The sequence below is a fragment of the Brachymonas sp. KE5 genome (assembly GCF_057773645.1).
Map to the genome: position 1 here is coordinate 1,381,595 of NZ_CM173463.1, position 26,470 is coordinate 1,408,064.

A 26,470-nucleotide genomic window follows, 5' to 3' on the forward strand; every position below is an offset into this window, starting at 1 on the left:
GCCGCCCTCACGCATGCTCGCGGTACTGCACCACCACGAAGCGGTTGGCGACAAAACCCAGGTCGGTATAGGAGGCGTTGGCACCGGGGTTGCCGCCCGTGCCGTGGTAGTCGGAGAACGCCGCCGACTGATTCACGAACACGCCACCCGTCAGGTTGATCGACAGCGCCACCTTGGAGCGCTGCGTCGCCTTGATCATGGCGTTGATCACATCGCGGCTGGTGGAATACACGCTCACCGTCAGCGCACCGCACTCCTTCACCAGACGCTCGGACAGCGCAATCGAAGCCGCCGTATCCGCCGTCTTCACCACAAAGCTGATCGGGCCGAAGCGCTCTTCCATGTAAGCCTTCTCGTCCGCAGCATCCACGGCAATCAGCACCGGCGTGCTGACCGAAGCGTGCGGAAACTCGGGGTTGTCCAGCTTCTGCGGCGCCAGAATCACGCGACCATGGTGGCCGGCAGCCGCTTCGGCAATGCGGTCTGCCGTCGCGTCGGACTGGATCGCACCCAGCACCGCATGCGCCACTTCCGGCTTGGACAGGAAGCCGCTCACCGACTTGGCCAGGTCATTGCAGACATCGTCGTAGCTCTTGTGGCCTTCATCCGTCTCGATGCCGCCGGCCGGCACCAGAATCGCCTGCGGCGTGGTGCACATCTGGCCGGAATACAGCGACAGCGTGAACGCCAGATTGCGCAGCATCGCCTTGTAGGCATCGGTGGAATCGATCACCACGTTGTTCACGCCGGCCATTTCGGCGTACACGGTGGCCTGCTTGCAGTTGTCGATCAGCCAGTGGCCAAAGCTGTTGCCGCCGGTGAAATCCACCGACCTGACAGCCGGATGCGTCACCAGCTTCTGCGTATCGGCATGACCGCCGGTCACGCACAGGCTTACCAGGTTGGGATCGACGCCCTGCTCCTTCAGCACCTCGCGCATGGTGCGCACGGTAATGGCAGCCGGCAGGATCGAGTTGCTGTGCGGCTTGACGATCACGGCATTGCCCGTGGCCAATGCAGCAAACAGGCCCGGATAGGTATTCCACGTGGGGAACGTGCCGCAGCCGATCACCACGCCCACGCCCTTGCCGACCAGCTCGAAATGCTTCTTCATCACCAGCGGCGGATTCTTGCCCTGCGGCTTTTCCCAATGTGCACTGGGCGCAGACAGCATCTGCACCTGATGTGCCGCCACCACGGACTCCAGGCCGCGGTCCTGCGCATGCGGGCCGCCCGCCTGGAACGCCATCATCCAGCCCTGGCCAGTGGTCTGCATCACGGCGTGGGCAATTTCGAAGCTCTGCTTGTTCAGGCGCTCCAGCATTTCGAGACACACACCGGTACGGCCTTCCAGGCCCAGCGCCTGCCAGGACTCCATCGCCTTCTCGGCCGCAGCCACCAGCGTATCGACATCGCACGCCGGGTATTGCACGTTCAGCTCGATGCCATACGGCGACTTTTCGCTGCCCTGCCAGCCGCTGCTGCCGGGCTGGTCCAACTCGAACTGCTTGCCCAGCAGATCGTCAAAGGCCTGTTTGCCGGCTGCCGGTGCCTCTTCGCCATAGACCTTGGGACTGGGCATCTCGTTGTAGGCAGACCAGTAGCTGCGCTCGCCGAAGGCCTTGAGGCCTGCCTCCAGGGTGGCCTTGTGCTTCTCGTACAGGGGATGGCTCATTGTTCTCGTCTCCAGTTCAGCAGCAGTCGGTTCGCTGCGGGTTTGGCACTTGTCGTGCTACACGAATCGTTGTTGAGGCAAATTTTATAGTATCAATTGAACAAATCCACACTAGGGTTTACGATTAGTGAAACACATTTCGAAGGAAGTAAAAATAGCGTAAATCCATTGATAAATCATGTGGATAAATCATCATCAACACTTCTTAAGCGATCATGAAACCGGCCAAATTGGCTCTATTCTTTGCTTATGTGATACATGATCTTGTTGTTTTTATTTTTCTGTGTGTTATAGTTTTTCCAGACCAGCCGAGGCAGGCTGGCATTGCACCGTACCAACCTATGAGGAGATGAGACATGGCCAGCCATAAGGAACGCTTCGCGGACAAGATGGAATTTCCGCCCGAGATCGAACAACCCAACGTGTACCCCCTGTCGTGGGAATCGCACACCCAGAAGCTGCAGGAAGTCTGGGAAGCCGCCCTGCGCGAGAACTGGGAACCCGAAAAACTGCCTTGGGACACGCTGGACGTGGACAGCTACTCCTGGGAAGAGCGCGAGGCCATCGCCTACTGGTGGACCCTGCTCTCCGTATTCGACGCCTCCGCGCCGCCGGTTTTCGCCGAAGCCCTGATCAAGACCTACGAAGTGCACGAGGAAGATCCGGTGCGCAAGTGCTTCTTCTCCGTCCAGCGTGACGAGCAGAACCACGAAATCATGTGTGGCCTGGCCATCACCAAACTGCTGGGCCACCCGGATCCCATCACCTACGAGCCCAAGACCGAACTGGGCAAGCGTCTGCAGAAGAACACCAAGTGGCTGTACTTCAACGGCTCGCGCTACTGGACCGGCTACAAGCAGGCCGTGCCGAAGTACTCCCTGGCCGTGCTGTTCAGCTCCTTCCTGATGGGCGAAATCGCTGCCGCCACCATCTTCAAGCAGATGTACGAGAACAGCCGCGAGGCCGTGTTCAAGGAAGGCTTCAAGAACATCGGCCGCGACGAAGGCCGTCACATGGCCATCTGCATGGCCGTGATGGAGCGCGACTATCCGAAGATCGCCGAGGAAACCAAAGCCGTGGTCACCAAGCAGATCCGCGCCGGCTATTTGTTCCTGTCTGCCGTGCTGTTCGAGCCCCCGATGGAATTCTGGGACCTGCCCGAAGACTTCATCGCCAACCAGCGTGAAGCCGAGGAAGTGGCGCGCATGGCCGGTTTCGGCATCCCCACCTACGAAGCCAAGCTGGAAAACTGGAAGAACGCCATGCTCAACCTGAAAGGCGTGCTGGACCGCTACAACATCCCGTTCCCCGCCATCCCCGAAGTCGGCATCACCGGCCAGGAAGTGTCCGACATCGACATGGAAGACATCATCCCGGTGTTCTGATCCCGGAATACCGTCCGCAAGGTGCCGCCTCGCGCGGCATCTGCCGGTCACCGCCCTCGCGGCGGTTTCCCGGTGCGCTTCTTTCGCAGGAAGCGCACCCGAAAACCCCCACAAGCAGACGATAACCAGAAACATTCAGGAGACACACATGGCCCGCATCGTGATGCAGCCTTCCGGCAAATCCGTCGAGTGCGCTTATGGCGACACCGTGCTCATGTCATTGGAAAAGGCCGGCTTCGCCCTGCCCAACAACTGCCGCGCCGGCGCCTGCGGCGAATGCAAGGTCAAGGTTCTCTCCGGCCAGTTCGATCAGGGCATGGTGCTCGACATGGCCCTTTCGCAGGAAGACCGCCGCCAGGGCTTCGGCCTCATGTGCATGGCCAAGCCCATCTCCGACGAACTGGTGATCGAATGGGGCACGGAAGACGCCAAGCCCAAGCTATTCCCGCCACGCGAAAACGCCCTGTTCGTGGTGGTGGACAAGCGCATCGTGGCCGCCCGCGTGGTCGAACTGCGCCTGCGCCCGGTCGGCAAGCCGCTGCGCTACTGGCCCGGCCAGTACGTCACGCTCGGCCCCGGCAGCAACAACATCCCGGCCCGCGCCTTCTCCATCGCCAACGCCCCGCGTCCCGATGGCGAAATCACCCTGCAGATCGCCCGCTCCGATGACGGCCCCACCAGCCAGTGGGTGCACGACACCCTCACCATCGGCGACAACGTCAAGCTCTCTGGCCCCTACGGCACCTTCATCGGCGACCCGGCGGTCGATACTCCCATCCTCTGCCTGGCCGCAGGCACCGGCCTGGCCCCTATCATGGCGCTGGCCGAAACCGCGCTGCGCCGCGGCTTCCGCAAGCCTGTCACCCTGCTGTTCTCCGCCCGCACCGAGCCCGACGTGTACGGTCACGGCATGATGGCCTGGTGGCGCACCAAGCACCGCAACTTCGACTACAAGGTCACCCTCACGCGCGAACAGAAGGACGGTTTCCTGCACGGCCGCGTCAACGAGGTGCTGCCCTCCATGTTCCCCGACCTGTCCAAACACACCATCTTTGCCGCCGGCAGCCCGGAGTTCGTCGCCACCTGCGTCGATGCCGTCAAGGCGCTCGGAGCACAGGACGGCATGATCTACACTGAAGGCTTCTTCGCCCAGCAGCAGCCTACGGTGGCCGACGCCTCCCATCTGCTCAGCACGGCGAACTGACGCCTGCCCCCGATCGAGGCGCGGGGGCGGCTGTCTCCCCGCGAACGGTGCGGTGCCTCTGCACTGCACCGTTTTTTCATTGACCCAGGAGGATGCGCTTCATGATCCAGCCAGGAAAAGACAGCAAGAGCGGCGTGCAATCGCTGGAAATCGGCCTGTCCGTGGCGCGCGTGCTGGTCAACAGCCAGGGCCCGATGATGCTCAAGGACATCGCCCTGCAGGCCGACATGCCACCGGCCAAGGCGCACCGCTATCTGGTCAGCCTGATCCGCGCCGGCCTGGTCATGCAGGACCCCGCCACCTCCCACTACGATCTGGGCCCGTTTGCTCTCAACATCGGTCTGGCCGCCGTCAACCGCATCGACCGCATTCGTCTCGGCCTGGAAGCCATCTCCCAGCTGCGCAACCAGATCAACGAAACCACCGCCCTGGCAGTCTGGAGCGCCAACGGCCCGGTCATCGTGCGCTGGGAACGGCCCCGCCGGCCCATCACCGTCAACGTGGTCACCGGCGTCAGCGTAGAACTGCTCAACAGTGCCAGCGGTCTGGTGTTTGCAGCCTGGCTGCCCGAGCGCCGCACCTCGGCCCTGATCCAGGCCGAACTGGCCCGTCAGCCCGCCGACGCCCCCATGCGCACCATGGCAGACGTGCAACAGCGCCTCTCCCAGATCCGCGGACAAGGCGCCGTGTCCATCGGCGAGCACTACTTTGCCGGCGGCGTGCAGGCACTCGGCGCACCGGTGTTCAACTTCCGCAACGAAATCACCATGGCCCTGGTCGTCGTCGGCATCGCCGGCATGAGCGACCTCGGCGAAGACAGCCCGGCCATGCACGCCTTGCGCGAAGCCGCGCAAGCCCTCTCACGGCAGCTCGGCTCCACCGCTCCCGACCCCTCCGCAACCAGGCCAGGCTGACTCGCCCGCACGCATCGCGAGGGCATCGCCCATGCACAAGGGCATGAAACACCTTGGCACCTTCGCACCCGCCAGGCATCCAGGGTTCGTCCCTGCGCGCCGGCAAATCCACGCTGCCTTCCGCACCTCCCGTCCGCCCTGTCCGGAAGACCCTGGCGCTGCTCCGAAAAGCCAGCTGCCGCCTTCCTATAATGATGCATTTGACCCAGCGCAACCCGCCGCATGCCCGCCACCCTCATCCAGGCCCATCTCGACGCCTTCAGCCAGCAACGCCGCATCCGCGCCGGATCGCTCATCATCTCCGCTTTCGGTGATGCGATCTACCCGCGCGGCGGTCGCATCTGGCTTGGCAGCCTGATCCGCCTGCTGGAACCCCTGGGCGTGGGTGAGCGCCTGATCCGCACCACCGTCTTCCGCCTGGCGCAGGACGGCTGGCTGCGCACCGAAGCCTTCGGCCGCCGGGCCGACTACCTGCTTACCCCTGCCGGCCAACAGCGCATCGAAGATGCCGCGGGCCACATCTACGCCTCCAGCACTCCGGTCTGGGACCGCCGCTGGCGCCTGATGCTGGTCGTCGGCGACATCGCCGCGCGCCAGCGCGAGCAACTGCGCCGCGCCCTGTTCTGGCAAGGCTTCGGCCTGCTCGGCACCGACTGCTTCATCCACCCCAGCGCCGACCTGGACGCCGCCTCCGATGCCCTGATGGCCGACGGCCTCGGAGAACTGCTGCAGGAACTGATGCCGCTGCTCGCCGTGGAAAACCACTTCGGCAACTCCGCGCGCGATGTCGACATGGTGCTGCGCGCCTGGAACCTGGAGCAACTCGGCAACGATTACACCGCCTTCGTGGAGCGCTACCGCCCGCTGATCGAGGCGCTGCGCCAGAATCTTGGCGACGTGATCCCCGACGAAACCGCCTTCCTGCTGCGCACCGTGCTGATCCACGAATACCGCCGCCTGCTGCTGCGTGATCCCGAACTGCCCGCCGAACTGCTGCCGCACGACTGGCCCGGCAACGAGGCGCGCCTGATGTGCCGCGAGTTCTACCGCCGCCTGCTGCAGGCCTCCGAGCGTCATCTCGACCAGCACCTGCAATGCGCCAACGGCCACGTAACCCCGGCCCAGCCGCTGCTATACCAGCGCTTCCAGACCGAAGACCCGTTCCAGAACCTCCCACGCACCACACCCTGAGGGAGTTGCGCGAGCAGGACTTCGAGAGGGCCTCCTGCGCACAACACCCTGAATGTAAGGGGATGGTTTATGACAGGTCGGTCACAATAGTGACATGCAAGCTACCCAGAATTGTGCTTGAACTCCTCACCAGCACCTGGGTGCCATCATGCAAGAAAACAAAGACCTGCACTACCAGCTCGCCACCTGGAAAGCCATCGCATTCGCCGCTGCCGACTGCCTGATGGAACGTTGCGACAATCCCGGCCAGACCTACGCCGAAATGGAAGCCTCCCTGCTGGACTTCCCCTCCTCCACCGGCATGCCCGAACTGAACAAGCCGATCCAGCAAGCTCTGCGTGAACTGAAGGAAATGGCGCTGCGCGAAACCAGCGTGGCCTGACTATCCCCGCCTGCACGATTCGCAGGTATCACGCGCACCATTCATCCCCTGTCACCTCCCCTTGCATCAGTAGCGGAGCGCCCCGAGACGGATTGCAAATCCGTCCAGCCGGGTAGCCGTTTGCACGCATGCCGCACAGGCAAAGAAAAAGCACCCAGGCCATAAGACGCTAAGTGCTTGAATGTGCTGTGTTTTTTTGGAGGCGCGACCCGGAGTCGAACCGGGCTAGACGGATTTGCAATCCGTTGCATAACCGCTTTGCTATCGCGCCCTGTCTGGGACAATGCCCAGCCATAGGCTGGACAAAAAAGGGAAGCTTTTGCGAGCTTCCCCTTTGAATATGGAGCGGGAAACGAGGCTCGAACTCGCGACCTCAACCTTGGCAAGGTTGCGCTCTACCAACTGAGCTATTCCCGCGTGAAGCTAAGATTATAGCAAGAAATCAGCGAGTTTTTCAAGTCTTCTGATTTTTTGCAGTGTGATGCCACTCACATCTCAACTACGCTTCGGCGCACATTTCTGCATCGCCGAAGCCTTAAATTATATACCGAATTTTCAGTGTTTTGTAGCCGGACGCTTGGCTCGCACGGTTTTTACCGGAGCCGTGGCCGCCGGGTCGATCGGCACACCGGCAGACTCCGCCATCTCCAGCGGCTGCGGCTCGCGCTCCAGCGCAATCGCCAGCACCTGGTCGATCCACTTCACCGGAATGATCTCCAGGCCTTCCTTCACATTGGCCGGAATTTCCTGCAGATCCTTCATGTTGTCTTCGGGAATGATCACCTTCTTGATGCCACCGCGCAACGCCGCCAGCAGCTTCTCCTTCAGGCCGCCGATGATGGTCACCTCGCCGCGCAGCGTGATCTCGCCGGTCATGGCCACATCGCTGCGCACCGGAATGCCGGTAATCGCAGACACCAGCGCCGTCGTCATGGCCGCACCCGCGCTCGGGCCGTCCTTGGGCGTGGCGCCATCCGGCACGTGGATGTGGATGTCCTTTTTCTCGAACACCTCGTCCGCAATGCCCAGGCGTGCCGCACGGCTGCGCACCACGGTACGGGCCGCCTCGACCGATTCCTTCATCACGTCGCCCAGCGAACCGGTACGCAGGATATTGCCCTTGCCCGGCATGATGGCAGTTTCGATGGTGAGAAGATCGCCGCCCACTTCCGTCCAGGCCAAGCCCACGACCTGGCCGATGCGGCTGGCTTCGTCGGCACGGCCATAGGTATAGCGGCGCACACCCAGATAGTCGTTCAGGTTATCAGCCGTCACCACCACCTTGTCGCTCACCTGCTTGAGTTGCACCGCCTTTACCACCTTGCGGCAGATCTTCGACAGCTCGCGCTCCAGCCCGCGCACGCCGGCTTCGCGTGTGTAGTAACGCACGATGTCGCGCACCGCGTCTTCGGTGATCTCCAGCTCCTCGGCCTTCACGCCGTTGTTCGTCATCTGCTTGGGCAGCAGATAGCGCGCGGCGATATTGACCTTCTCGTCTTCGGTATAACCGGACAGGCGAATTACCTCCATGCGGTCCAGCAAGGCCGCGGGAATGTTCATGGAGTTCGACGTCGCCACGAACATCACGTCGCTCAGGTCGAAATCCAGCTCGACGTAATGATCGTTGAAGGTATGGTTCTGCTCGGGATCCAGCACTTCCAGCAGCGCGCTCGACGGGTCGCCGCGGAAGTCCGCACCCAGCTTGTCGATCTCGTCCAGCAGGAACAGCGGGTTGCGTGCTCCTGCCTTGGTCAGGTTCTGCAGCACCTTGCCCGGCAATGCGCCAATATAGGTACGACGGTGACCGCGGATCTCGGCCTCGTCGCGCATGCCGCCCAGCGCCATGCGCACGTACTTGCGGCCCGTGGCCTTGGCCACGGACTGCCCCAGCGAGGTCTTGCCCACGCCCGGCGGGCCGACCAGACACAGGATAGGCGCCTTCACCTTGTCCACACGCTGCTGCACGGCGAGGTATTCCAGGATGCGGTCCTTGACCCGCTCCAGACCATAGTGGTCCTCGTTCAGGATGCGCTCGGCCTCCGCCAGATCCTGCTTGATCTTGGTCTTCTTGCTCCACGGCAGGCCGACCAGCACATCCAGATAGTTGCGTGCCACGCCTGCCTCAGCCGACATGGGCGACATCAGTTTCAGCTTCTTCAGCTCGGCTTCGGCCTTGGCCAGCGCCGCCTTGGGCATGCGCGCAGCCTTGATCTTGCGCTCCAGCTCTTCCAGATCGGCGCCCTCTTCGCCATCTCCCAGTTCCTTCTGGATCGCCTTCACCTGCTCGTTCAGGTAGAAGTCGCGCTGGTTCTTTTCCATCTGGCGCTTGACGCGGCCGCGGATGCGCTTGTCGACGTTGAGGATGTCGACCTCGTGCTCGAGTTGGCCAAACAGCAGTTCCAGACGTTGCTGGATATCCATCTTCTCCAGCACTTCCTGCTTGTCTTCCAGGTTCAGCGGCAAGTGCGCGGCGATGGTATCGGCCAGGCGTCCGGCATCGTCGATGCTGCCGATGGAGGACAGGATTTCCTGAGGAATCTTCTTGTTCAGCTTGACGTACTGCTCGAAGGACTGCATCAGCGCACGGCGCAGCGCCTCGATCTCGCTCTGCGCTTCGCGCGACAATTCCTGCGCAACAGCCGCATCGGCTGCTGCAGGCAACACGGTGGCGGTAAAGAACTTCTCGCCCTCTGCAATGGACTGCACCTGCGCGCGCTGACGCCCTTCCACCAGCACCTTCACCGTGCCGTCCGGCAGCTTAAGCAGTTGCAGAATGGAGGCAATGCAGCCGGTGGCGAACATGTCGTCGATGGCGGGCTCGTCCTGGGCGGCCGTCTTCTGGGCCACCAGCATGACGGAACGGCCCGCTTCCATGGCTGCTTCGAGCGCAGCAATGCTCTTGGCGCGCCCGACGAACAGCGGAATCACCATGTGCGGGAACACCACCACGTCCCGCAGGGGAAGCATGGGCAGTTCCACGCTTTCGGGGGGCAGGTAGACAAAGTCAGACATCTCGAACTTCTTTCACAAAAGGGGCTGGATAGCCTGTTATGAGGCCATACACCCTGTTTTCAAGCAGTGCAACGCAGGCGCAACACCGAAAGCGCAGACCGCAAACCCAATGTCCCACAACTCCTCCGGCACGTCATCGCCCGGGGCAATAACCCTGTGCACGGGGCGTGTTGCGAGACCACGGCGCCGCACATGAAAACCGGCTCGCAGGGGAGCCGGTCAGACATCGGATGCAGCGGCTCAGGCCTGCTGCTTTTCCTTGTTGCGGTACACCAGCATCGGCGGCTTGGCGTCGTTGACCACGGATTCGTCCACAACGACCTTTTCCACATTCTGCATGCCCGGGAGGTCGAACATGGTGTCCAGCAAAGCCTGCTCCAGAATCGAGCGCAGACCACGGGCGCCAGTCTTGCGCTCCATCGCCTTGCGCGCAATCGCCTGCAGCGCCTTGGGCGTGATTTCCAGCTCCACGTCTTCCATCTGGAACAGCTTGCCGTACTGCTTGACCAGCGCGTTCTTGGGCTCGGTCAGAATCTTGATCAACGCCTTCTCGTCCAGCTCGGCCAGCGCCGTCACCACGGGCATGCGGCCGATCAGTTCGGGAATCAGGCCGTACTTGATCAGGTCTTCCGGCTCGATATTCTGGAAGATCTCGGTCAGCGTGCGGTTTTCCTTGCTGCGCACCTCGGCGCCAAAGCCGATGCCGCTGCCCGCCGTACGGCGCTCGATCACCTTTTCCAGGCCGGCAAAGGCGCCGCCGCAGATGAACAGCATGTTCGTCGTATCCACCTGCAGGAAATCCTGATTGGGGTGCTTGCGCCCGCCCTGCGGCGGAATGCTGGCCATGGTGCCTTCGATCAGCTTGAGCAGTGCCTGCTGCACGCCTTCGCCGGACACGTCGCGCGTGATGGACGGGTTGTCGGATTTGCGCGAAATCTTGTCGATCTCGTCGATGTAGATGATGCCGCGCTGCGCCTTCTCCACGTCGTATTCGCAGCTCTGCAGCAGCTTGGTGATGATGTTCTCGACGTCTTCACCCACGTAGCCGGCTTCGGTCAGGGTGGTGGCATCGGCCATCACGAAAGGCACGTTCAGCATGCGCGCCATGGTCTGCGCCAGCAGCGTCTTGCCGGAGCCGGTGGGGCCGATCAGCAGGATGTTGCTCTTGCTCAGCTCCACGTCATCCTTGCCGAGCTGCTCCTTGTGCATCAGGCGCTTGTAGTGGTTGTACACCGCCACCGCCAGCGTGCGCTTGGCGGCTTCCTGGCCGATCACGTAGTTGTCGAGGTTTTCCTTGAGCTGCGCGGGCGTGGGCAACTGCTCGCCGGCGGGCGCAGCGGCAGCCGCCTGGCTGGCATCCTCTTCCAGGATCTCGTTGCACTGGGAGATGCACTCGTTGCAGATGAATACGGACTGACCGCCGTAGCTGCCGGACACCAGTTTGTCCACCTCGTCCTGCGTCTTGCCGCAGAAGGAGCAGTGCATGGTCTTGCCGGGAGCGTCTTTTTTGCTAGTCATGGAGTGCGATTGTAGGTTAGAAAACGTTTCTAACCGTCAGTATTTACACAGTATTGTGGTAGATCAGGCCCGCCGCACCACAGCACGGCAAGCCCGACGGCAGCCGCGTCAGACGGCTTCGCCGCGATGCTTGATCACGCGGTCGACCAGACCGTAGTCCTTGGCTTCATGGGCAGCCATGAAGTAGTCGCGCTCGGTATCGCGCTCGATCTTTTCCAGCGGCTGGCCGGTGTTCTCGGACAGGATCTGGTTCAGGTCCTTGCGCAGGCGCAGGATCTCGCGCGCGTGGATCTCGATGTCGGTGGCCTGGCCCTGCGCACCGCCCAGCGGCTGGTGAATCATCACGCGCGAGTTGGGCAGGCTGAAACGCTTGCCCTTGGCACCGGAAGACAGCAGGAAGGCACCCATGCTGGCCGCCATGCCCATGCACAGCGTGGACACGTCGGGCTTGATGAACTGCATGGTGTCGTAGATCGACATGCCGGCGCTCACCGAGCCACCCGGGGAGTTGATATACAGGGAGATATCCTTGTCCGGGTTCTCGCTCTCGAGGAACAACAACTGGGCCACCACCAGATTGGCTGTCTGGTCGTTCACCGGGCCGACCAGGAACACCACGCGCTCCTTGAGCAGGCGGGAATAGATGTCGTACGAGCGCTCGCCCCGGCCGGATTGTTCGACCACCATCGGGATGAGGCCGAGGGCTTGGGCATCGAGGGCACTGTTGCGCGTGAATTGCATGCGTTGACTCCGGAAAATGGCTTTGTGGCAGATCATTCGCCGCATCTGCTGGCAGAAGACGACGCTGTCACATTATGGCAAGAATGATGCCCCAATAAATAAGGCCTGCGCGGCAGACTGCAAGCCCGCCGGCAGGCCTTTGGTTCGAGTGCGTTGCTATCGCAGGGACAGGACGCCTCGTCCAGGCGATCAGGCCTGGCCCATCAGCTCGTCGAAGCTCACCTTCTTCTCGCTGACCTTGGCCTTGCCAAGCACGAAGTCGGTGACGTTATTCTCGGTCACGACGGCTTCGATCTCGGCCATGCGCTGCTGGTCACCGGTGTACCAGCGGGCCACGTCCTCGGGCTTCTCGTAGCTGGCAGCCAGTTCCTGCACGTGGGCCTGCACCTGCTCGGGCGTGGCCAGCAGGTTGTTGGCACGCACCAGGTCGGCCACGATCAGGCCCAGGCGCACGCGACGCTCGGCCTGGTCCTTGAACAGGTCGCCCGGGATCGGAGCCTTGTCGGCGTCCTTGATGCCGCGCTGCTTCAGGTCGGCACGGGCATTGGCCACCATGTTGTTGATCTCGGCCTGCACACTGGCCTTGGGCAGGTCCAGCTCGGCGTTGGCCACCAGGGCATCCATCACAGCCGTCTTGTTGCGGGCCAGCACGCGGTACTTGACCTCGCGCTCCAGGTTCTTGCGGATGTCGGCACGCAGGCCGTCCACGGTGGCTTCGGCCACGCCCAGCTGCTTGGCGAACTCGTCGTTCACTTCGGGCAGGTGGGCGGCTTCCAGCTTCTTCACGGTCACCAGGAAGTCGGCCGTCTTGCCAGCCACGTCCTTGCCGTGGTAGTCCTCGGGGAAGGCCAGCGGGAAAGTCTTGCTCTCGCCGATCTTCATGCCGCGCACGGCGTCTTCGAACTCGGCCAGCATCTGGCCTTCGCCGACCAGGTACTGGAAGTCTTCGGCCTTGCCGCCGGCGAACACTTCACCGTCGATCTTGCCTTCGAAGTCCACGGTCACGCGGTCGCCGTCCACGGCCGGCTCGTCCTTGCCGCGCTGACTGAAGGTGCGGCGCTGCTTGCGCAGGATGTCGATGGTGCGCTCGACGGCAGCATCGTCCACCTCGGCGGTCAGCTTCTCGACTTCGGCTTCGGCCAGATCCTTGAACTGCACTTCGGGGTACACCTCGAACACGGCGTCGAACAGCATCTCGCCTTCGGCGGCACCTTCCTTCTCGCTGATGGAGGGCTGGCCGGCCACGCGCAGATCGGCTTCGGTGGCAGCCTTGAAGAAGGCTTCGCCAACCTTGTCGTTGATCACTTCATACTGGACACCGGGGCCGTACTGGTTGGCCACCACGCTCAGCGGCACCTTGCCAGGACGGAAGCCGTCCATCTTGACGGTGCGGGCCAGACGCTGCAGGCGCTTGGTCACTTCATCCTGCACTTCCTTGACGGGCACGGACAGGACGATCTTGCGCTCCAGCTTTTCCAGGGTTTCGACGTTCACGGACATGGGTGTGTTCCTTTGATCAGGCTAATGCAAGCGGCGCCGGGGACGGGCTTGCCATGAAAAGAATCTGTGGTGCGCGGGGGGGGACTCGAACCCCCACACCATTGCTGGCGTCAGGACCTAAACCTGGTGCGTCTACCAATTTCGCCACCCGCGCTTGCGTTTGCGGATCAGTCACACCTGGGGCGGCTTCACCGAAAACGGGTAACATGCGATTTTAGCTGGCAAAAAGCCCGGTTTAGGGGCCCGGACAGATAATTCTGCCCTGCCACCCCGGTTTTTACTGTTACCTTCCGCATCCGTGCCTTCTCCCACCCCGCCACCTGTCACGCATTACGAGAACTTTCCGGTGGCGAGCCTGCTGTGCCCGAAGCCACTGCGACCGGCGGTGGCAGCCATCTATCATTTCGCGCGCACTGCCGACGATCTGGCGGATGAAGGCGAACTGGAGGCCGGCGAGCGTCTGCTGGCGTTGCACCGCTATCGCCGGGCGCTGGAACTGGCCACTGCGCCTGCGCCCTACCCGGCTGATGGCGACTGGCCGGACGTGATGCCCCCCCTGCAGCATGCCGTGAGGCAACACGATCTGCCCGCGGCTCTGCTGCACGACCTGCTCACGGCCTTTGAACGTGACATCCTGCATTCGGAAGCCGTCGCCGTCTACCCCCGCCATGATGACCTGATCGACTACGCCCGCTATTCCGCCAATCCGGTGGGACGGCTGATGTTGCACCTGTATGGCGTGCGCTCGGAGCCTGCGCTGCGACAGAGCGATGCCATCTGCACCGCGCTGCAGCTGTTCAACTTCTGGCAGGACATCTCGGTGGACGTGTCCCGCGGCCGCTACTACCTGCCGCAGGATCTGGCGGATCGCCATGGCGTGGATTGCCGTGACCCCATGCATGCACCGGCAGCGCAGCGAGCAGCCCTGCTGCAAGAATTGCTGGAACGCGCGCGCGGGCTGATGTCGCAAGGGGCGGCGTTGCCGGAAGCCGTGGCTGGTATCGCCGGCCGCAAGGCCGCCTGGGAGCTGCGCCTGGTCATGCAAGGCGGGCTGCGCATCGGGGAAAAAACCGCGAAACTGGGAGCGGAAGCCTTCAGCAAGCGACCTCGCATCGGAGCCATGGATGGGCTGCTCATGCTCGCCCGCAGCCTGCAGCCCTTGCGCTGAACGTCCTGCACACGGCAGAGCAAGCCCCCCCCCGTCACGCCGGCGCCCCATTTGCATGGGACAATAGCCGCCACTCCCACTGAGCGCACCCATGTCCGAAACCACGCCCGCCACGCCCCAGCAGTACGTCCAGCAAAAAGCCGCCGCATCCGGCAGCAGCTTCTACTATGCGTTCCTGTTCCTGCCCGCCGAACGACGCGCCGCCATCACGGCCTTCTATGCGTTCTGCCGCGAAGTGGATGACGTGGTGGATGAAGTGAGCGACCCGAGCCTGGCACAGACCAAGCTGGCGTGGTGGGAAAACGAGGTGCGACAGTCCTTTGCCGGCAAGCCCACGCATCCCGTCATGCGCGCCCTGATGCGGCACGCCCCCACCTTCGGAATCGAGCAGCGTCACCTGATGGCGGTGATCGAAGGCTGCCAAATGGACCTGCAGCAAACGCGCTACCTCGACTTTGCCGGGCTGCAGCGCTACTGCCACCTTGTCGCCGGCATCGTCGGCGAAGTCTCGGCCCGCATCTTCGGCCAGACCGAACAGCAAACCACCGAATACGCACACCAACTCGGCCTGGCGCTGCAGCTCACCAACATCATCCGCGACGTCGGCGAAGACGCCATGCGCGGCCGCATCTACCTGCCCATCAGCGACCTGCAGCACTTCGGCGTCAAGGCCAGCTCCATTCTGGCACGCGAATACAGTCCGGAGTTTGTCGAGATGATGCGCTACCAGGCCCAACGCGCACACCAGTACTACGACAAGGCTCTGGCCCTGTTGCCCGCGTCAGAGCGCCGCGCCCAGAAACCCGGCCTGATGATGGCCAGCATCTACCGCACCCTGCTGCGCGAGATCGAACAGGAAAACTTCCAGGTGCTGCACCAGCGCATCAGCCTGACGCCGCTGCGCAAGTTCTGGCTGGCCTGGAAGGTGCAGGCGCTGGGAGCGCACCGGATCTGAGGGCGGGTAGCAGTGACTCGGAAGGCGAACAAAAGCCCGCGCACGTCCGGCGACCTGGGCCTATGCCGGAGCCACTGATATGAGAGTGCCACAGCCCGACACGTTCGCAACCGTGGGTCCGGAAATGCAAATGCCACTGCAAGTCGCGGTTATCGGCGCCGGCTGGGCAGGATGCGCCGCGGCCGTGGCCGCAACACGCCAGGGGCACGCGGTGACGCTCTTCGAAGCCGCTGCCGAACCCGGCGGCCGGGCGCGCAGCGTCACGCTGCCGGACGGCACTACGCTGGACAACGGCCAGCACATTCTGATCGGCGCCTACCGCGAATCCCTGCGTCTGATGCAGGAGCTTGGCGTGGATACACAGAGCGCCCTGCTCCGCCTGCCTCTGGATCTGCGCACACCCGATGGCCATGGACTGTGCATGCCTTCACCCGCCGGCCACCCGCAGCTCGATGTACTGCGCGCCATCCTGCGGGCGCGCGGATGGAGCTGGGCGGCGCGGCTCTCGCTGCTGCGGGTTGCAGCCCGCTGGCAATGGCAGCGCTTCCGCGCAGCGGAACGCGCAACGGTGCAGGACGTGTGCCATGGCCTGCATCCGCGCGTGATGGCCGATCTTGTCACGCCCCTGTGCATATCCGCTTTCAACAGCCAGCCTGCAGACACCAGTGGCTCGGTATTTCTGCGCGTACTGCAGGATGCCCTGCTGGCCGAACGCGGTGGTTCGGATGCGCTGATTGCACGCGAGTCGCTCGGCGAACTGCTGCCCCGCCCCGCCGCACAGTGGCTGGAACGCAAGGGAGCCAGCGTCCATCTCGGCTGTCGCGTACGAGCGATCCATCGATCACATCAGGGAATGTGGGAGCTTGCGCACGACTGCAAGGCAGCGGCCTCACAGGTCGGGCGTTTTGACCGCATCATTCTGGCCGTACCCGCACGTGAGGCAGCGCGCCTGGTCAGCAGCATTGCCCCGGAATGGGCCGACGTTGCCCGGACTTTGCAGCATGCGCCCATCGCCACTACCTACGCCCGGTACGCTAGCTCCAAACCGCTGCCCCCCATGCAGGCCCTGCGCGACACCCCGGAACGCCCCGCACAATTCGTCTTCAGCCACGATGCGCAGGCGAGAACAACAAGTGGCGGCCGCAAGGAACAACTGCTGGCTTTCGTGACCAGTTGCTGCGAACTGGAGCGAGACGCCCTGGAAAACGCCATCCGGGCACAGGCCAGCGAGCAACTCGGCCTGGAGCAGCTCGACATCATCGCCACGCTGGTAGACAAGCGTGCGACCTTTATGTGCCACGCTGGGGTGCTGCGTCCTCCGGCCGGTATCGCTGCAGGTCTGCAAGCTTGCGGGGATTACGTGGAAGGTCCTTATCCGGCGACTCTGGAAGGCGCCGTCCGTAGTGGCCTGGCTGCGGCAACAGCCTTGCCTGCCGCATCGGTTGACTGCTGACTACTGACTGCTGACGACAGACCACAGACCGCAGACCACAGACCACAGACCACAGACCACAGACCGCAGACCGCAGACCGCAGACCGCAGACCGCCAGCTTACTCCTTGTCCGCGTACGGGTTGTGCGAGGTTTTCATCTCGATGCGCAGCGGCGTGCCGATCAGGTTGAACTGCTTGCGCAGCCGGCCTTCCAGATAGCGCTTGTAGGCATCGGTGACGTGTTCCAGCGAATTGCCGTGAACCACCACCACCGGCGGATTCATGCCGCCCTGGTGCGCATAGCGCAGCTTGGGACGGAACATGCCCGAGCGCTTGGGCGCCTGGAATTGCACTGCCTCGTGCAGCAGTCGCGTGAGCTGCGGCGTGGACATCTTGATGTTCGCCGCCTTGTGCGCCTGGATGATGGACTGCCATACCGGGCCCAGACCCTGGCGCTTGATGGCAGAAATATAGTGCAGCGCGGCAAACTTGAGGAATGCCAGCCGCGTCTCCACCGAACGCAGCACCAGCTCGCGCTGGTACTCGTCAACTGCGTCCCACTTGTTGATCGCCACCACCACGGCGCGACCACTTTCCAGGATGAAGCCGGCGATATGCGCGTCCTGGTCCGTCACGCCCTGCGTGGCATCCAGCAACAGCAGCACCACGTTGGCCGACTCGATCGCCTGCAGTGTCTTGACCACCGAGAACTTCTCGATCGCCTCGAACACCTTGCCCTTGCGCCGCAGGCCGGCGGTATCGATCAGCTCGAATTTCTGGCCGTTGCGCTCGAAAGGCACGCTGATGGCATCCCGCGTGGTGCCCGGCATGTCGAAGGCCACCAGGCGCTCCTCGCCCAGCCAGGTGTTGATCAGCGTGGACTTGCCGACGTTCGGACGGCCGGCCACGGCCAGCTTGATGACGCCTTCGCTTTCATCCGGCGCATCTTCGTCCGGCTCGGGCATGCCGATGCTGTCGAGTGCAAAATCGATCAGGCTGCGAATGCCCTGGCCGTGCGCCGCCGATACGGGGTACACCTCGCCCAAGCCGAGCTCGTAGAAGTCGACCAGTTGCTGGCCTTCCTTCATGCCCTCGGCCTTGTTGGCCACCAGGATGGCGGTCTTGCCCAGGCGACGCAGGTAGTTGGCAATGTCATGATCCTGTGCCGACAAGCCGGCACGCGCGTCCACGATGAACAGCACCACATCCGCCTCGGCCACGGCCTGCTGCGTCTGGCGCGCCATTTCGCGGAAGATGCTGCCTTCGCCCGCATCGGGCTCGAAGCCCCCCGTATCGATGACGATGTATTCGCGTCGCCCCTGGCGGCCGTTGCCATAGTGGCGGTCCCGCGTCAGGCCGGCAAAGTCGGCCACGATCGCGTCCCGCGACTTGGTCATCCGGTTGAACAGCGTGGATTTGCCCACATTGGGCCGCCCGACAAGGGCAATGACAGGTTTCATGACAAACAATCAGGATCAGCGGGCTTGAATGGCGGTGACGGTGCCCTTGCTGCCCACGACAATCACCGAGTTGCCGGCCAGCACCGGCGCCACCCGGATCGGGGCACCATCGGTGGCAACACGGTTCACCAGGGCGCCGCTCTGGCGCGCCAGCACATGCACATAACCCTGTGCGTCACCCACCAGCACCTGGTTGCCGGCCACCAGCGGCGCGCCCAGGCCGCGGTAACGCAGCGTGGTGTTGTTCCACACCGGATTGCCGTTGGCACGTTCCCAGGCCACCACGTTGCCGGAGTCATCGCTACCGACCACGATCTGGGCATCGCCGGAAATGCCGGTCGACCCCGTGCTGGGCTGGCTCCACACGGTGTTGCCGCCGCCACCCAGCACGGCACAGCTCACGCCGGCCTGGAAGGTGCGCGTGCACAGGCTGCCGCCCTCGCGCGATGCGGGAGCCAGCACGTCGCCCATGCGGGCCACGTCGGTACCGCCACGGGCGCTGGCAACGCTGACCTGCATCAGCGGGGTGCCGTCGTCGGGATTGAACGCCACCACGCGGCCAGACACGCCTGCCAGCAGCGCACCACCAGCGGCAGTCAGCAGCGAGCCCTGACGCAGCACCAGCCCGTCATCAGCGGCACGGGCCTTCTGCGTCCACAGGCGGAAGCCATTGCCGCCATCGTAGGCGGCCACGCTGCGGTCGGCACCCAGCACGAACACACGGCCACCCGCCACCAGCGGCGCAGTATAGACACGCGTATCCAGCGGGATGCGCCATTGCTCCTTGCCACCCCGCAGGGCGACCAGTTCGTTGCGGTCGGTCACCACGGCTGCCGTGGTGCCATCGCTGCCGACACCGGCGCTGATCCCCTTGCCGACGGAAGCCTGCCACAGCACGGCACCGCTGCCGGCCTGCATGGCCTGCACGTTGCCGCGGCTGTCAGCCACCACAATCTCGTTGCCAACCGTTGCTACCTGCAGCGGGAAATTCACCTCGGCAGGCAGCTTCTGGCTCCAGGCCACGCCGGCCGGCACGCTGGCCGGGTTGGCCTGCAGCGGCGACGGCGGCGGAGGCTTGTTGCCGGAACAGGCCGCCAGGACGGCCACCGTGCAGGATGCCAGCAGCCAGCGGCCAGCGGAGGACTTCAGGGAGCGACGCGGGATCATGCTGTCTCCTTCGGAAAATGGTCGGACGGATTCTTGGCGATCAGCCGGCAGAAGCCGGTGCGCTGGCAGGCGCAGCTGCGCTCGAAGCGGCAGCGGGCGCGGAGGCTGCGGGTGCTGTGATACTGGCCGGTGCTTCTGCAGGGGCAGCCTCCTCGGCAGCATCCTGCTTGCCGAAATTCGGATCGATGGTGCTGACGTCTACGCCCAGCGCCGTCAGCTTCATGGCGATCATCTGACGGTACGGCTGGCCGGCTTCGATGCCCTTGAACGCGGTGGTATAGGACTTGATGGCCTCGGCATTCTTGCCCTGCAGCGACTGCACATCACCCAGGCGATCGGCGGCCAGAGCGGCAAATTCGGGCTGGATGTCGGTGGAGAGCTGCTGCACGGCCTGATCGTACTGCTTCTGCTGCGTCAACAGCGAGGCCAGTTGCAGCCTGGCCAGGCTTTGCAGGCCCTTGTCGGTCGAGGAAGCGGCAGCAGCCGACAAGGCATTACGCGCCTGGTCCAGCTGACCCTTCTCGAAGAACACCTTGGCTGCCAAAAGGTTGGCCTGCTGTGCATAGGTGGTCGACTTGTAATCATCCTGCATGGCCTTGAGCGAACTGGCCAGCTTGGTCGTATCGCCCGCCTCGGCGTTGGCCTGCACCTGGTCGTACAGACCGGAAGCCTGGCCCGCCTGGCGCGACTGGTACCAGTCGTAGCCACGCCAGCCGGCAAAACCCAGCAGCGCCACGATGAGCACGCCGCTGATCAGGTTGCCCCAGCGCTCCCAGAAGTGCTTGAGCTTGTCGAGTTGTTCCTGTTCTTCCAGGTCGAGGTTCTGAATCTGAATCGCCATGCTTGTTCGAGCGTCCTGTCAAAAATGTCGTGATGCAAGGCCATGCCTTGCCCACGCGTCAATCCGATGATTGTAGGCGGTTCGCCCACTGCGCAATTTCGGCCAGCGGTTTTTTCTCCTGCGCGCCGGCTCCGTCACGCAGCGATTTCACCGTAACGCAGCCTTCGGCCACTTCGTCGGCACCGAACACGAGCGCATAACGCGCCCCGCTGCCGTCTGCCTTCTTGAATTGCGACTTGAAGCTGCCCATCTCGGCCGTGGCGCTGGCATGCATCTGCACCGAGACCCCCGCCATGCGCAGCTGCTGGATGGCCTGCATCGCCACCGGCAGGCTGGCCATGTCGGGAATCACGGCATAGGCATCCGGCACCGGGATGGCCGGCAGCAGGTTCTGCTCCTTCAGCAGCTCCAGCACACGTTCCACGCCCATGGCCCAGCCCACGCCAGGGGCCGGCTTGCCGCCCACCTGCTCGACCAGACCATCGTAACGGCCGCCGGCGCAGATGGTGCCCTGGGCGCCCAGGCTTTCTGTAATGAATTCAAACACGGTCAGGTTGTAATAGTCCAGACCGCGGACCAGACGCGGGTTGATGGTGAACTCCACGCCGTTGCTGCGCAGGATGGCCTGCAGCGTCTCGAATGCCTGCAACGAGGCTTCGCCCAGGAAATCCAGCAGGCGCGGGGCAGATTCCACCACCGGCTTCATCGCCGGATTCTTGGTATCCAGAATGCGCAGCGGGTTGCTGTACAGACGGCGCTTGCCGTCCTCGTCCAGCAGGTCGGCATGGGCCTCGAAATGGCGGATCAGCGCCTCGCGGTGCGCCTTGCGCTCGTCGGGCTGGCCCAGGCTGTTGATTTCCAGCCGAACATCGCGCACGCCCAACTGTTGCCACAGGCTGTGTGCCAGCAGGATCAGCTCGGCATCGACATGCGCACCGGCAAAGCCCAGCGCTTCGGCGCCTACCTGGTGGAACTGGCGGTAGCGGCCGCGCTGCGGGCGCTCATGGCGGAACATGGGGCCCATGTAGTACAGGCGCTTGCCACCTTCGTACAGCAGGTTGTTCTCGACCACGGCGCGCACCACGCCGGCGGTGTTCTCCGGGCGCAGCGTCAGCGCCTCACCGTTGAGCTTATCCTCGAAGGAGTACATCTCCTTCTCGACCACGTCCGTGACTTCGCCAAGGCTGCGCACGAACAGGCCGGTGGGCTCGACGATGGGGGTGCGGATGTTGCGGTAGGCAAAGCGCGCCATTACCTCGCGCACTTGCTGTTCCAGCCATTCCCAGTGCGCCGACTGCGGCGGCAGCACATCGTTCATTCCCTTGATTGCGGTAATTTTTTCAGCCATGGTATGCATTGCGGCCGGCTCTGGCGCGCAATGCGCACAACAGGCCATGCCGGTGGTTTATTGGGCGCGGTTGGCGCCGAAACGGTCTTCGATATAGCGGGTGACGAGCTGCTGGAATTCGGCAGCGATGCTCTCTCCACGCAGCGTGAGGGCTTTTTCGCCGTCGATGTAGACAGGTGCGGCAGGCGCCTCGCCAGTGCCGGGCAGACTGATGCCGATATCGGCATGCTTGCTCTCACCCGGGCCGTTCACGATGCAGCCCATCACGGCCACCTTCATGTTTTCCACACCCGGATACTGTTCACGCCAGACCGGCATCTGCGCGCGCAGGAAATCGTCGATCTGCTTGGCCAGTTCCTGGAAGGTGCTGCTGGTGGTGCGACCACAGCCGGGGCAAGCGGTGACACTGGGCACGAAGGTGCGCAAACCCAGCGCCTGCAGGATTTCGGAAGCGATCACCACTTCCTGTGTGCGCGACTCGCCCGGTTGCGGCGTGAGCGAGACGCGGATGGTGTCGCCAATGCCTTCCTGCAGCAGCACCGACAGGGCTGCGGTGGAAGCCACGGTGCCCTTGGTGCCCATGCCGGCCTCGGTCAGGCCCAGGTGCAGCGGGTAGTTGCAGCGCTGCGCCAGGGCACGATAGACGGCGATCAGGTCCTGCACGCCACTGACCTTGCAGGACAGCAGGATCTGGTTCTTGAGCATACCCATCTCGACGGCACGATGGGCGGAACCGATGGCCGATGCCATCAGCGCCTCGTACATCACCTGCTGGCCGCTCCAGGGATGGGCGCGACGGCTGTTCTCGTCCATCATGCCGGCCAGCAGTTCCTGATCCAGGCTGCCCCAGTTCACACCGATGCGCACCGGCTTGTCCCAGCGCATGGCGGCTTCGATCATCTGCCCGAACTGCTTGTCCTTCTTGTCGCCCTTGCCCACGTTGCCCGGGTTGATGCGGTATTTGGACAAAGCTTGCGCGCAATCGGGAAATTCTGTCAAAAGACGGTGGCCGTTATAGTGAAAATCCCCGATCAGCGGCACATCGATGCCCATGCGGTCGAGCTGCTCGCGCACATACGGCACGGCCTGCGCGGCCTCGGGCGTGTTGACGGTAATGCGCACCAGCTCGGAGCCGGCCTGCGCAAGCTCCTTGATCTGGATGGCCGTACCAACGGCGTCCACCGTATCGGTATTGGTCATCGATTGCACACGCACCGGCGCATCGCCGCCGATGGTCACCACGCGCTCGCCATGGCGCACAACGGCCTGCAGCGTGGCATGGCGGGCCGGAGCAGCAACCGGTACGGGATCGGTAGTCAGCAGCATGAGGAATATTCCGTTTACTTGAGTTCGAAACGTGCCACGCCGATCGAGGCCACGCTGGCCATGTCGAAGGGCTGGCCGCGGTCGGTCAGCTGCACGTTCTCGGCACGGCCGATGGTGACACGCACCGGATAGGCGGCAATGGCAACCTGATCGCTTTCGCCCGCCTTGAGCGTGCGCTCGTAGACAGTCTTGCCCGCTGCCGAACGCACCTGGACCCAGGTTTCGCCTACCGCGCGCAAGGTCAGGCCTTCGCCGGCGGGTACCGGGGCCGCAGCAACGGCACTGGCGGCTGCGTCCGGTGCCGAGGCGGCCGGTGCCGGCTGCAGAGTCAAGGGCGCCGGCTGCAGGTTGGACGGAGCGGCCGCAGGCGGAGCCTGCAGATTGGTCAGCGAACCCTGCGCCGGCGCCGCGGATGCGGCATCAGCCGCCGGAGCCGCACTGGCAGCGCTGGCTGCAGCACGGGCACTGCCGAGCTTGCTGCTCAGCGTGGGATACAGGAACAGCACCAGCGCACCTGCTGCCAGCACGCCGGCACCAACAATCGCCCAGGGCGGAATGCCGCCGGAGCGCATGCCGGAACCGAAGCGGTGCGGGCTGAACGGCGCGTTGATGGATTCGTCATCGGTGGCGATGCGTGGCTTGTCATCGGGCAGCTTGGCCAGCACCGGATGCGGGTCGGCATCGAGGTAACGGCAAATATTGGCCGACAGGCCGCGGGCAAAGTATGCCGGCAGCGAAACGAGGTTGTCCTGCTCCAGCGCCTCGATCTTCTGCGGCGGCACCTTCATCGCCGCGGCGAGCACCTCGAGCTCCACACCGGCATGCTCCCGCAGGCCGCGCAGCATCTGGCCAGCCGTCTGGCTGGAATCGAATTGGTAGGAAGCTTTGACTGCTTGATTCATGGTGCGTCGTTCTGTCGTTAATCGTTCCAGGCCTGGCGCTGGTAACGCTGCATTTCTGCGGAATCAGGAAACTGCTGCTGCAGGCGGCGGGCATAGTCGCTGACTGCCTGCGCATGGCCCAGCTGGTGTTCGGCACGCATGCCCAGCCACAGCGAGGCCGCACTCGGTTGCTGTTCGCTGGCTGCTTTGGCATGGCTGGCCGCCTGCGCCGCCCGCCCCGCCTTCAGCGCACAGGTGCCGGCTGCCAGATGGGTGCGCGGCTTGCCCGCATAGGCGGGCTCGGCCAATGCCTGCGCAAATTGCTGCACCGACTCTTCGTAGACGCCCTGCTCACACAGCAGCAAACCCAGATTATGCCGCGCGTCTGCGTCATGTCCGTTAAGGCGTACGGCCTGGCGCCAGCTGCGCTCCGCTCCGGCTCGGTCGCCCTGTCGCAGCAGGATCAGGCCCTGCAGGTTGTAGGCCGGACCATGGCGAGGGTCGGCAGCCAGTGCCTGCCGGACTTCTTCGAGCGCCACGGCGGATTGTCCGTTCTGGAAATAACCCAGGGCCAATTCCATGCGCAAGCGGGCACGCTGCTGCGCGCTGGTATCGGAAGCGACTGTGCCGGCGGTATTGCTGCACGCCCCCAGGCCCACCATCAGGACCAGGGCACCCAGCCAGAACGGCAGGCCCAGGCGCCGACAAAGCATTGCGCGAACCCGGCCCTCAGTCGCCACGGGCTTCCTCGCCTGCGGCACGGACAGCGATATCGGCCTTGCGCTGCAGCACGATGCGCTGCTCGACACGAGTGCGGTCCTTCACGTCGCCCGCCAACTGGCCGCAGGCGGCGTCGATGTCATCCCCGCGCGTCTTGCGCACGGTGGTGACGATGCCCGCCTCATTGAGCAGGCGGCCGAACTCCTGCACCACGGCGTTGGAAGAGCGCTTCAGGCCCGATGCCGGGAAGGGGTTGAAAGGAATCAGGTTGAACTTGCACCAGGCGCCCTTGCCCGAACTGCGGACCAGATCGATCAACTGGCGCGCATGCTCGGGCTGGTCGTTGACGCCATCAAGCATGCAGTATTCGAAGGTGATGAAGTCGCGCGGGGCGAACTCCAGATAGCGCTGACAGGCCTGCATCAGCTCGGCCAGCGGGTATTTGCGGTTGAGCGGCACCAGATGGTCGCGCAGCGCATCGTTCGGCGCGTGCAGCGATACTGCCAGCGCCACGGCGCAGTCCTGCGAGAGGCGGTCCATGATGGGCACCACGCCCGAGGTGGACACCGTCACGCGGCGGCGCGACAGGCCATAGCCATGGTCATCCAGCATGATGCGCAGCGCCGGCACCAGGGCGCCATAGTTCTGCAGCGGCTCGCCCATGCCCATCATCACCACGTTGGAGATGACGCGCTCATCGGTCTGCAGGTGCTTGCGCAGAAAATGTTCGGCAAACCACAGCTGCGCCATGATTTCGCCAGTGGTGAGGTTGCGGCTGAAGCCCTGGTGTCCGGTAGAGCAAAAGCGGCAACCCACCGCACAGCCCGCCTGCGATGAAACGCACAGCGTGCCGCGATCGGTTTCGGGGATGAAGACGGTTTCGACGGCGTTGCCGTCGCCCACGTCAAACAGCCATTTGATGGTGCCATCGGCAGACATGTGCTGCGACACCACGGGCAGCGGCTCTACTACCGCCACACCGGCCAGTTTTTCACGCAGGGATTTGGCCAAGTCGCTCATCTGCGCGAAGTCGGATACACCCTTCTGGTGGATCCAGCGGAACAGCTGGGTGGCGCGGAAGCGCTTCTCGCCCAGCTGGCCGCACCACGCCACCAGCCCTTCGAGGTCGAAATCGAGCAGGTTGATGGCGGTGGTCATGCGTACAAACTCCGGATTAACGGGAGTAGACGTTCATGCCCGGGAAGAAGAAGGACACTTCCACGGCAGCGGTTTCGGGGGCGTCGGAGCCGTGCACGGCGTTAGCGTCGATGCTGTCGGCGAAGTCGGCGCGGATGGTGCCCTTGTCGGCCTTCTTGGGATCGGTAGCGCCCATCAGCTCACGGTTCTTGGCAATGGCGCCTTCGCCTTCCAGCACCTGGATCATGACGGGGCCGGAGACCATGAAATCCACCAGATCCTTGAAGAAGGGACGCTCCTTGTGCACGGCGTAGAACTGCTCGGCTTCGCCGCGGGACAGGTGGGCCATCTTGGCAGCGATGACCTTCAGGCCGGCGCCTTCGAAGCGGGCGTAGATCTGGCCGATGACGTTTTTGGCCACTGCGTCGGGCTTGATGATGGAGAGCGTGCGTTCGATTGCCATGGTATTTCCTGTGGGTCGGTTATGAGGATTCGTATGGGATTTGCGCGGG

The 26,470-nt window shown here is 63.6% G+C and carries 22 protein-coding genes and 3 tRNA genes; 8 read left to right on the plus strand and 17 right to left on the minus strand.

What is annotated here, in order from left to right; genetic code table 11:
- Positions 1-7: 7 nt before the first annotated feature.
- Entirely contained in the window at positions 8-1,675 is a 1,668-nt protein-coding gene (gene paaN, locus ACX36O_RS06575) for a phenylacetic acid degradation protein PaaN (RefSeq protein ID WP_488360215.1), read from the minus strand.
- 356 nt (positions 1,676-2,031) lie between these two features.
- On the opposite strand from paaN, the gene ACX36O_RS06580 reads away from it, so the two are divergent.
- From ACX36O_RS06580 to ACX36O_RS06600, 5 genes are all read left to right on the plus strand, one after another.
- Positions 2,032-3,060: a hypothetical protein gene (locus tag ACX36O_RS06580; RefSeq protein ID WP_250131003.1), complete on the plus strand. Its 1,029-nt coding sequence runs from the start codon at positions 2,032-2,034 to the stop codon at positions 3,058-3,060.
- 148 nt (positions 3,061-3,208) lie between these two features.
- Positions 3,209-4,264 (plus strand): 2Fe-2S iron-sulfur cluster-binding protein, encoded by a 1,056-nt coding sequence (locus tag ACX36O_RS06585; protein ID WP_213360644.1) that lies wholly within the window; start codon positions 3,209-3,211, stop codon positions 4,262-4,264.
- A 101-nt stretch (positions 4,265-4,365) separates the two neighbouring features.
- Positions 4,366-5,178, plus strand: coding sequence for an IclR family transcriptional regulator (locus tag ACX36O_RS06590; RefSeq protein ID WP_213360645.1), 813 nt, complete (start codon positions 4,366-4,368; stop codon positions 5,176-5,178).
- Between the two features lie 222 nt (positions 5,179-5,400).
- Positions 5,401-6,369, plus strand: coding sequence for a phenylacetic acid degradation operon negative regulatory protein PaaX (paaX, locus tag ACX36O_RS06595; protein WP_488360216.1), 969 nt, complete (start codon positions 5,401-5,403; stop codon positions 6,367-6,369).
- Between the two features lie 148 nt (positions 6,370-6,517).
- The gene (locus ACX36O_RS06600; RefSeq protein WP_213360654.1) at positions 6,518-6,751 is read left to right on the plus strand and encodes a hypothetical protein; all 234 of its coding nucleotides are present in this window, start codon (positions 6,518-6,520) and stop codon (positions 6,749-6,751) included.
- Between the two features lie 197 nt (positions 6,752-6,948).
- Here the strand turns inward: ACX36O_RS06600 and ACX36O_RS06605 are convergent.
- The 7 genes from ACX36O_RS06605 to ACX36O_RS06635 form a co-directional block, all read right to left on the minus strand.
- Positions 6,949-7,022 (minus strand) — tRNA-Cys (locus ACX36O_RS06605).
- A 70-nt stretch (positions 7,023-7,092) separates the two neighbouring features.
- Positions 7,093-7,168: transfer RNA gene (locus ACX36O_RS06610), tRNA-Gly, on the minus strand.
- A 138-nt stretch (positions 7,169-7,306) separates the two neighbouring features.
- Entirely contained in the window at positions 7,307-9,763 is a 2,457-nt protein-coding gene (gene lon / locus ACX36O_RS06615) for an endopeptidase La (RefSeq protein WP_213360656.1), read from the minus strand.
- Between the two features lie 240 nt (positions 9,764-10,003).
- A complete protein-coding gene (gene clpX, locus ACX36O_RS06620) occupies positions 10,004-11,281 on the minus strand; it encodes an ATP-dependent Clp protease ATP-binding subunit ClpX (RefSeq protein WP_371686260.1) in 1,278 nt (425 codons plus the stop codon).
- Between the two features lie 108 nt (positions 11,282-11,389).
- The gene (clpP, locus tag ACX36O_RS06625; RefSeq protein WP_213360660.1) at positions 11,390-12,022 is read right to left on the minus strand and encodes an ATP-dependent Clp endopeptidase proteolytic subunit ClpP; all 633 of its coding nucleotides are present in this window, start codon (positions 12,020-12,022) and stop codon (positions 11,390-11,392) included.
- 189 nt (positions 12,023-12,211) lie between these two features.
- Entirely contained in the window at positions 12,212-13,522 is a 1,311-nt protein-coding gene (gene tig / locus ACX36O_RS06630) for a trigger factor (RefSeq protein WP_213360662.1), read from the minus strand.
- Between the two features lie 67 nt (positions 13,523-13,589).
- A tRNA-Leu gene (locus ACX36O_RS06635) sits at positions 13,590-13,676 on the minus strand.
- A gap of 144 nt (positions 13,677-13,820) precedes the next feature.
- On the opposite strand from ACX36O_RS06635, the gene hpnC reads away from it, so the two are divergent.
- The 3 genes from hpnC to hpnE all read left to right on the plus strand — a co-directional run bounded on the left by hpnC (position 13,821) and on the right by hpnE (position 17,098).
- The gene (gene hpnC / locus ACX36O_RS06640) at positions 13,821-14,690 is read left to right on the plus strand and encodes a squalene synthase HpnC (RefSeq protein WP_250131004.1); all 870 of its coding nucleotides are present in this window, start codon (positions 13,821-13,823) and stop codon (positions 14,688-14,690) included.
- A 91-nt stretch (positions 14,691-14,781) separates the two neighbouring features.
- Positions 14,782-15,645: a presqualene diphosphate synthase HpnD gene (hpnD, locus tag ACX36O_RS06645; protein ID WP_213360663.1), complete on the plus strand. Its 864-nt coding sequence runs from the start codon at positions 14,782-14,784 to the stop codon at positions 15,643-15,645.
- Positions 15,646-15,775: 130 nt separating this feature from the next.
- Positions 15,776-17,098: a hydroxysqualene dehydroxylase HpnE gene (gene hpnE / locus ACX36O_RS06650; RefSeq protein WP_488360217.1), complete on the plus strand. Its 1,323-nt coding sequence runs from the start codon at positions 15,776-15,778 to the stop codon at positions 17,096-17,098.
- A gap of 99 nt (positions 17,099-17,197) precedes the next feature.
- Here hpnE and der read toward each other — a convergent pair whose 3' ends face one another.
- The 9 genes from der to ndk are packed head-to-tail and all read right to left on the minus strand — an operon-like array spanning position 17,198 to position 26,421.
- A complete protein-coding gene (gene der / locus ACX36O_RS06655) occupies positions 17,198-18,538 on the minus strand; it encodes a ribosome biogenesis GTPase Der (RefSeq protein ID WP_213360667.1) in 1,341 nt (446 codons plus the stop codon).
- A gap of 15 nt (positions 18,539-18,553) precedes the next feature.
- Positions 18,554-19,705: an outer membrane protein assembly factor BamB gene (locus ACX36O_RS06660; RefSeq protein WP_371686258.1), complete on the minus strand. Its 1,152-nt coding sequence runs from the start codon at positions 19,703-19,705 to the stop codon at positions 18,554-18,556.
- 40 nt (positions 19,706-19,745) lie between these two features.
- Positions 19,746-20,546: a YfgM family protein gene (locus ACX36O_RS06665; protein WP_488360218.1), complete on the minus strand. Its 801-nt coding sequence runs from the start codon at positions 20,544-20,546 to the stop codon at positions 19,746-19,748.
- A 58-nt stretch (positions 20,547-20,604) separates the two neighbouring features.
- Positions 20,605-21,894, minus strand: a complete 1,290-nt coding sequence (gene hisS, locus ACX36O_RS06670; protein ID WP_213360671.1) for a histidine--tRNA ligase — start codon at positions 21,892-21,894, stop codon at positions 20,605-20,607.
- A 57-nt stretch (positions 21,895-21,951) separates the two neighbouring features.
- Entirely contained in the window at positions 21,952-23,220 is a 1,269-nt protein-coding gene (ispG, locus tag ACX36O_RS06675) for a flavodoxin-dependent (E)-4-hydroxy-3-methylbut-2-enyl-diphosphate synthase (RefSeq protein ID WP_488360219.1), read from the minus strand.
- Between the two features lie 14 nt (positions 23,221-23,234).
- Entirely contained in the window at positions 23,235-24,122 is an 888-nt protein-coding gene (locus ACX36O_RS06680) for a helix-turn-helix domain-containing protein (RefSeq protein WP_488360220.1), read from the minus strand.
- Between the two features lie 17 nt (positions 24,123-24,139).
- Positions 24,140-24,814, minus strand: a complete 675-nt coding sequence (locus ACX36O_RS06685) for a tetratricopeptide repeat protein (RefSeq protein ID WP_488360221.1) — start codon at positions 24,812-24,814, stop codon at positions 24,140-24,142.
- Positions 24,815-24,830: 16 nt separating this feature from the next.
- A complete protein-coding gene (gene rlmN / locus ACX36O_RS06690) occupies positions 24,831-25,979 on the minus strand; it encodes a dual-specificity RNA methyltransferase RlmN (protein ID WP_213360676.1) in 1,149 nt (382 codons plus the stop codon).
- Positions 25,980-25,995: 16 nt separating this feature from the next.
- Entirely contained in the window at positions 25,996-26,421 is a 426-nt protein-coding gene (gene ndk / locus ACX36O_RS06695; RefSeq protein WP_091814852.1) for a nucleoside-diphosphate kinase, read from the minus strand.
- Positions 26,422-26,470 lie beyond the last annotated feature (49 nt).

Excerpts from the sequence above, each read along its gene's own strand:
- paaN (WP_488360215.1), bottom strand. The coding sequence starts at position 1,675 with ATGAGCCATCCCCTGTACGAGAAGCACAAGGCCACCCTGGAGGCAGGC.
- ACX36O_RS06580 (WP_250131003.1), top strand. The coding sequence starts at position 2,032 with ATGGCCAGCCATAAGGAACGCTTCGCGGACAAGATGGAATTTCCGCCC.
- ACX36O_RS06585 (WP_213360644.1), top strand. The coding sequence starts at position 3,209 with ATGGCCCGCATCGTGATGCAGCCTTCCGGCAAATCCGTCGAGTGCGCT.
- ACX36O_RS06590 (WP_213360645.1), top strand. The coding sequence starts at position 4,366 with ATGATCCAGCCAGGAAAAGACAGCAAGAGCGGCGTGCAATCGCTGGAA.
- paaX (WP_488360216.1), top strand. The coding sequence starts at position 5,401 with ATGCCCGCCACCCTCATCCAGGCCCATCTCGACGCCTTCAGCCAGCAA.
- ACX36O_RS06600 (WP_213360654.1), top strand. The coding sequence starts at position 6,518 with ATGCAAGAAAACAAAGACCTGCACTACCAGCTCGCCACCTGGAAAGCC.
- lon (WP_213360656.1), bottom strand. The coding sequence starts at position 9,763 with ATGTCTGACTTTGTCTACCTGCCCCCCGAAAGCGTGGAACTGCCCATG.
- clpX (WP_371686260.1), bottom strand. The coding sequence starts at position 11,281 with ATGACTAGCAAAAAAGACGCTCCCGGCAAGACCATGCACTGCTCCTTC.
- clpP (WP_213360660.1), bottom strand. The coding sequence starts at position 12,022 with ATGCAATTCACGCGCAACAGTGCCCTCGATGCCCAAGCCCTCGGCCTC.
- tig (WP_213360662.1), bottom strand. The coding sequence starts at position 13,522 with ATGTCCGTGAACGTCGAAACCCTGGAAAAGCTGGAGCGCAAGATCGTC.
- hpnD (WP_213360663.1), top strand. The coding sequence starts at position 14,782 with ATGTCCGAAACCACGCCCGCCACGCCCCAGCAGTACGTCCAGCAAAAA.
- hpnE (WP_488360217.1), top strand. The coding sequence starts at position 15,776 with ATGCCACTGCAAGTCGCGGTTATCGGCGCCGGCTGGGCAGGATGCGCC.
- der (WP_213360667.1), bottom strand. The coding sequence starts at position 18,538 with ATGAAACCTGTCATTGCCCTTGTCGGGCGGCCCAATGTGGGCAAATCC.
- ACX36O_RS06660 (WP_371686258.1), bottom strand. The coding sequence starts at position 19,705 with ATGATCCCGCGTCGCTCCCTGAAGTCCTCCGCTGGCCGCTGGCTGCTG.
- ACX36O_RS06665 (WP_488360218.1), bottom strand. The coding sequence starts at position 20,546 with ATGGCGATTCAGATTCAGAACCTCGACCTGGAAGAACAGGAACAACTC.
- hisS (WP_213360671.1), bottom strand. The coding sequence starts at position 21,894 with ATGGCTGAAAAAATTACCGCAATCAAGGGAATGAACGATGTGCTGCCG.
- ispG (WP_488360219.1), bottom strand. The coding sequence starts at position 23,220 with ATGCTGCTGACTACCGATCCCGTACCGGTTGCTGCTCCGGCCCGCCAT.
- ACX36O_RS06680 (WP_488360220.1), bottom strand. The coding sequence starts at position 24,122 with ATGAATCAAGCAGTCAAAGCTTCCTACCAATTCGATTCCAGCCAGACG.
- ACX36O_RS06685 (WP_488360221.1), bottom strand. The coding sequence starts at position 24,814 with ATGCTTTGTCGGCGCCTGGGCCTGCCGTTCTGGCTGGGTGCCCTGGTC.
- rlmN (WP_213360676.1), bottom strand. The coding sequence starts at position 25,979 with ATGACCACCGCCATCAACCTGCTCGATTTCGACCTCGAAGGGCTGGTG.
- ndk (WP_091814852.1), bottom strand. The coding sequence starts at position 26,421 with ATGGCAATCGAACGCACGCTCTCCATCATCAAGCCCGACGCAGTGGCC.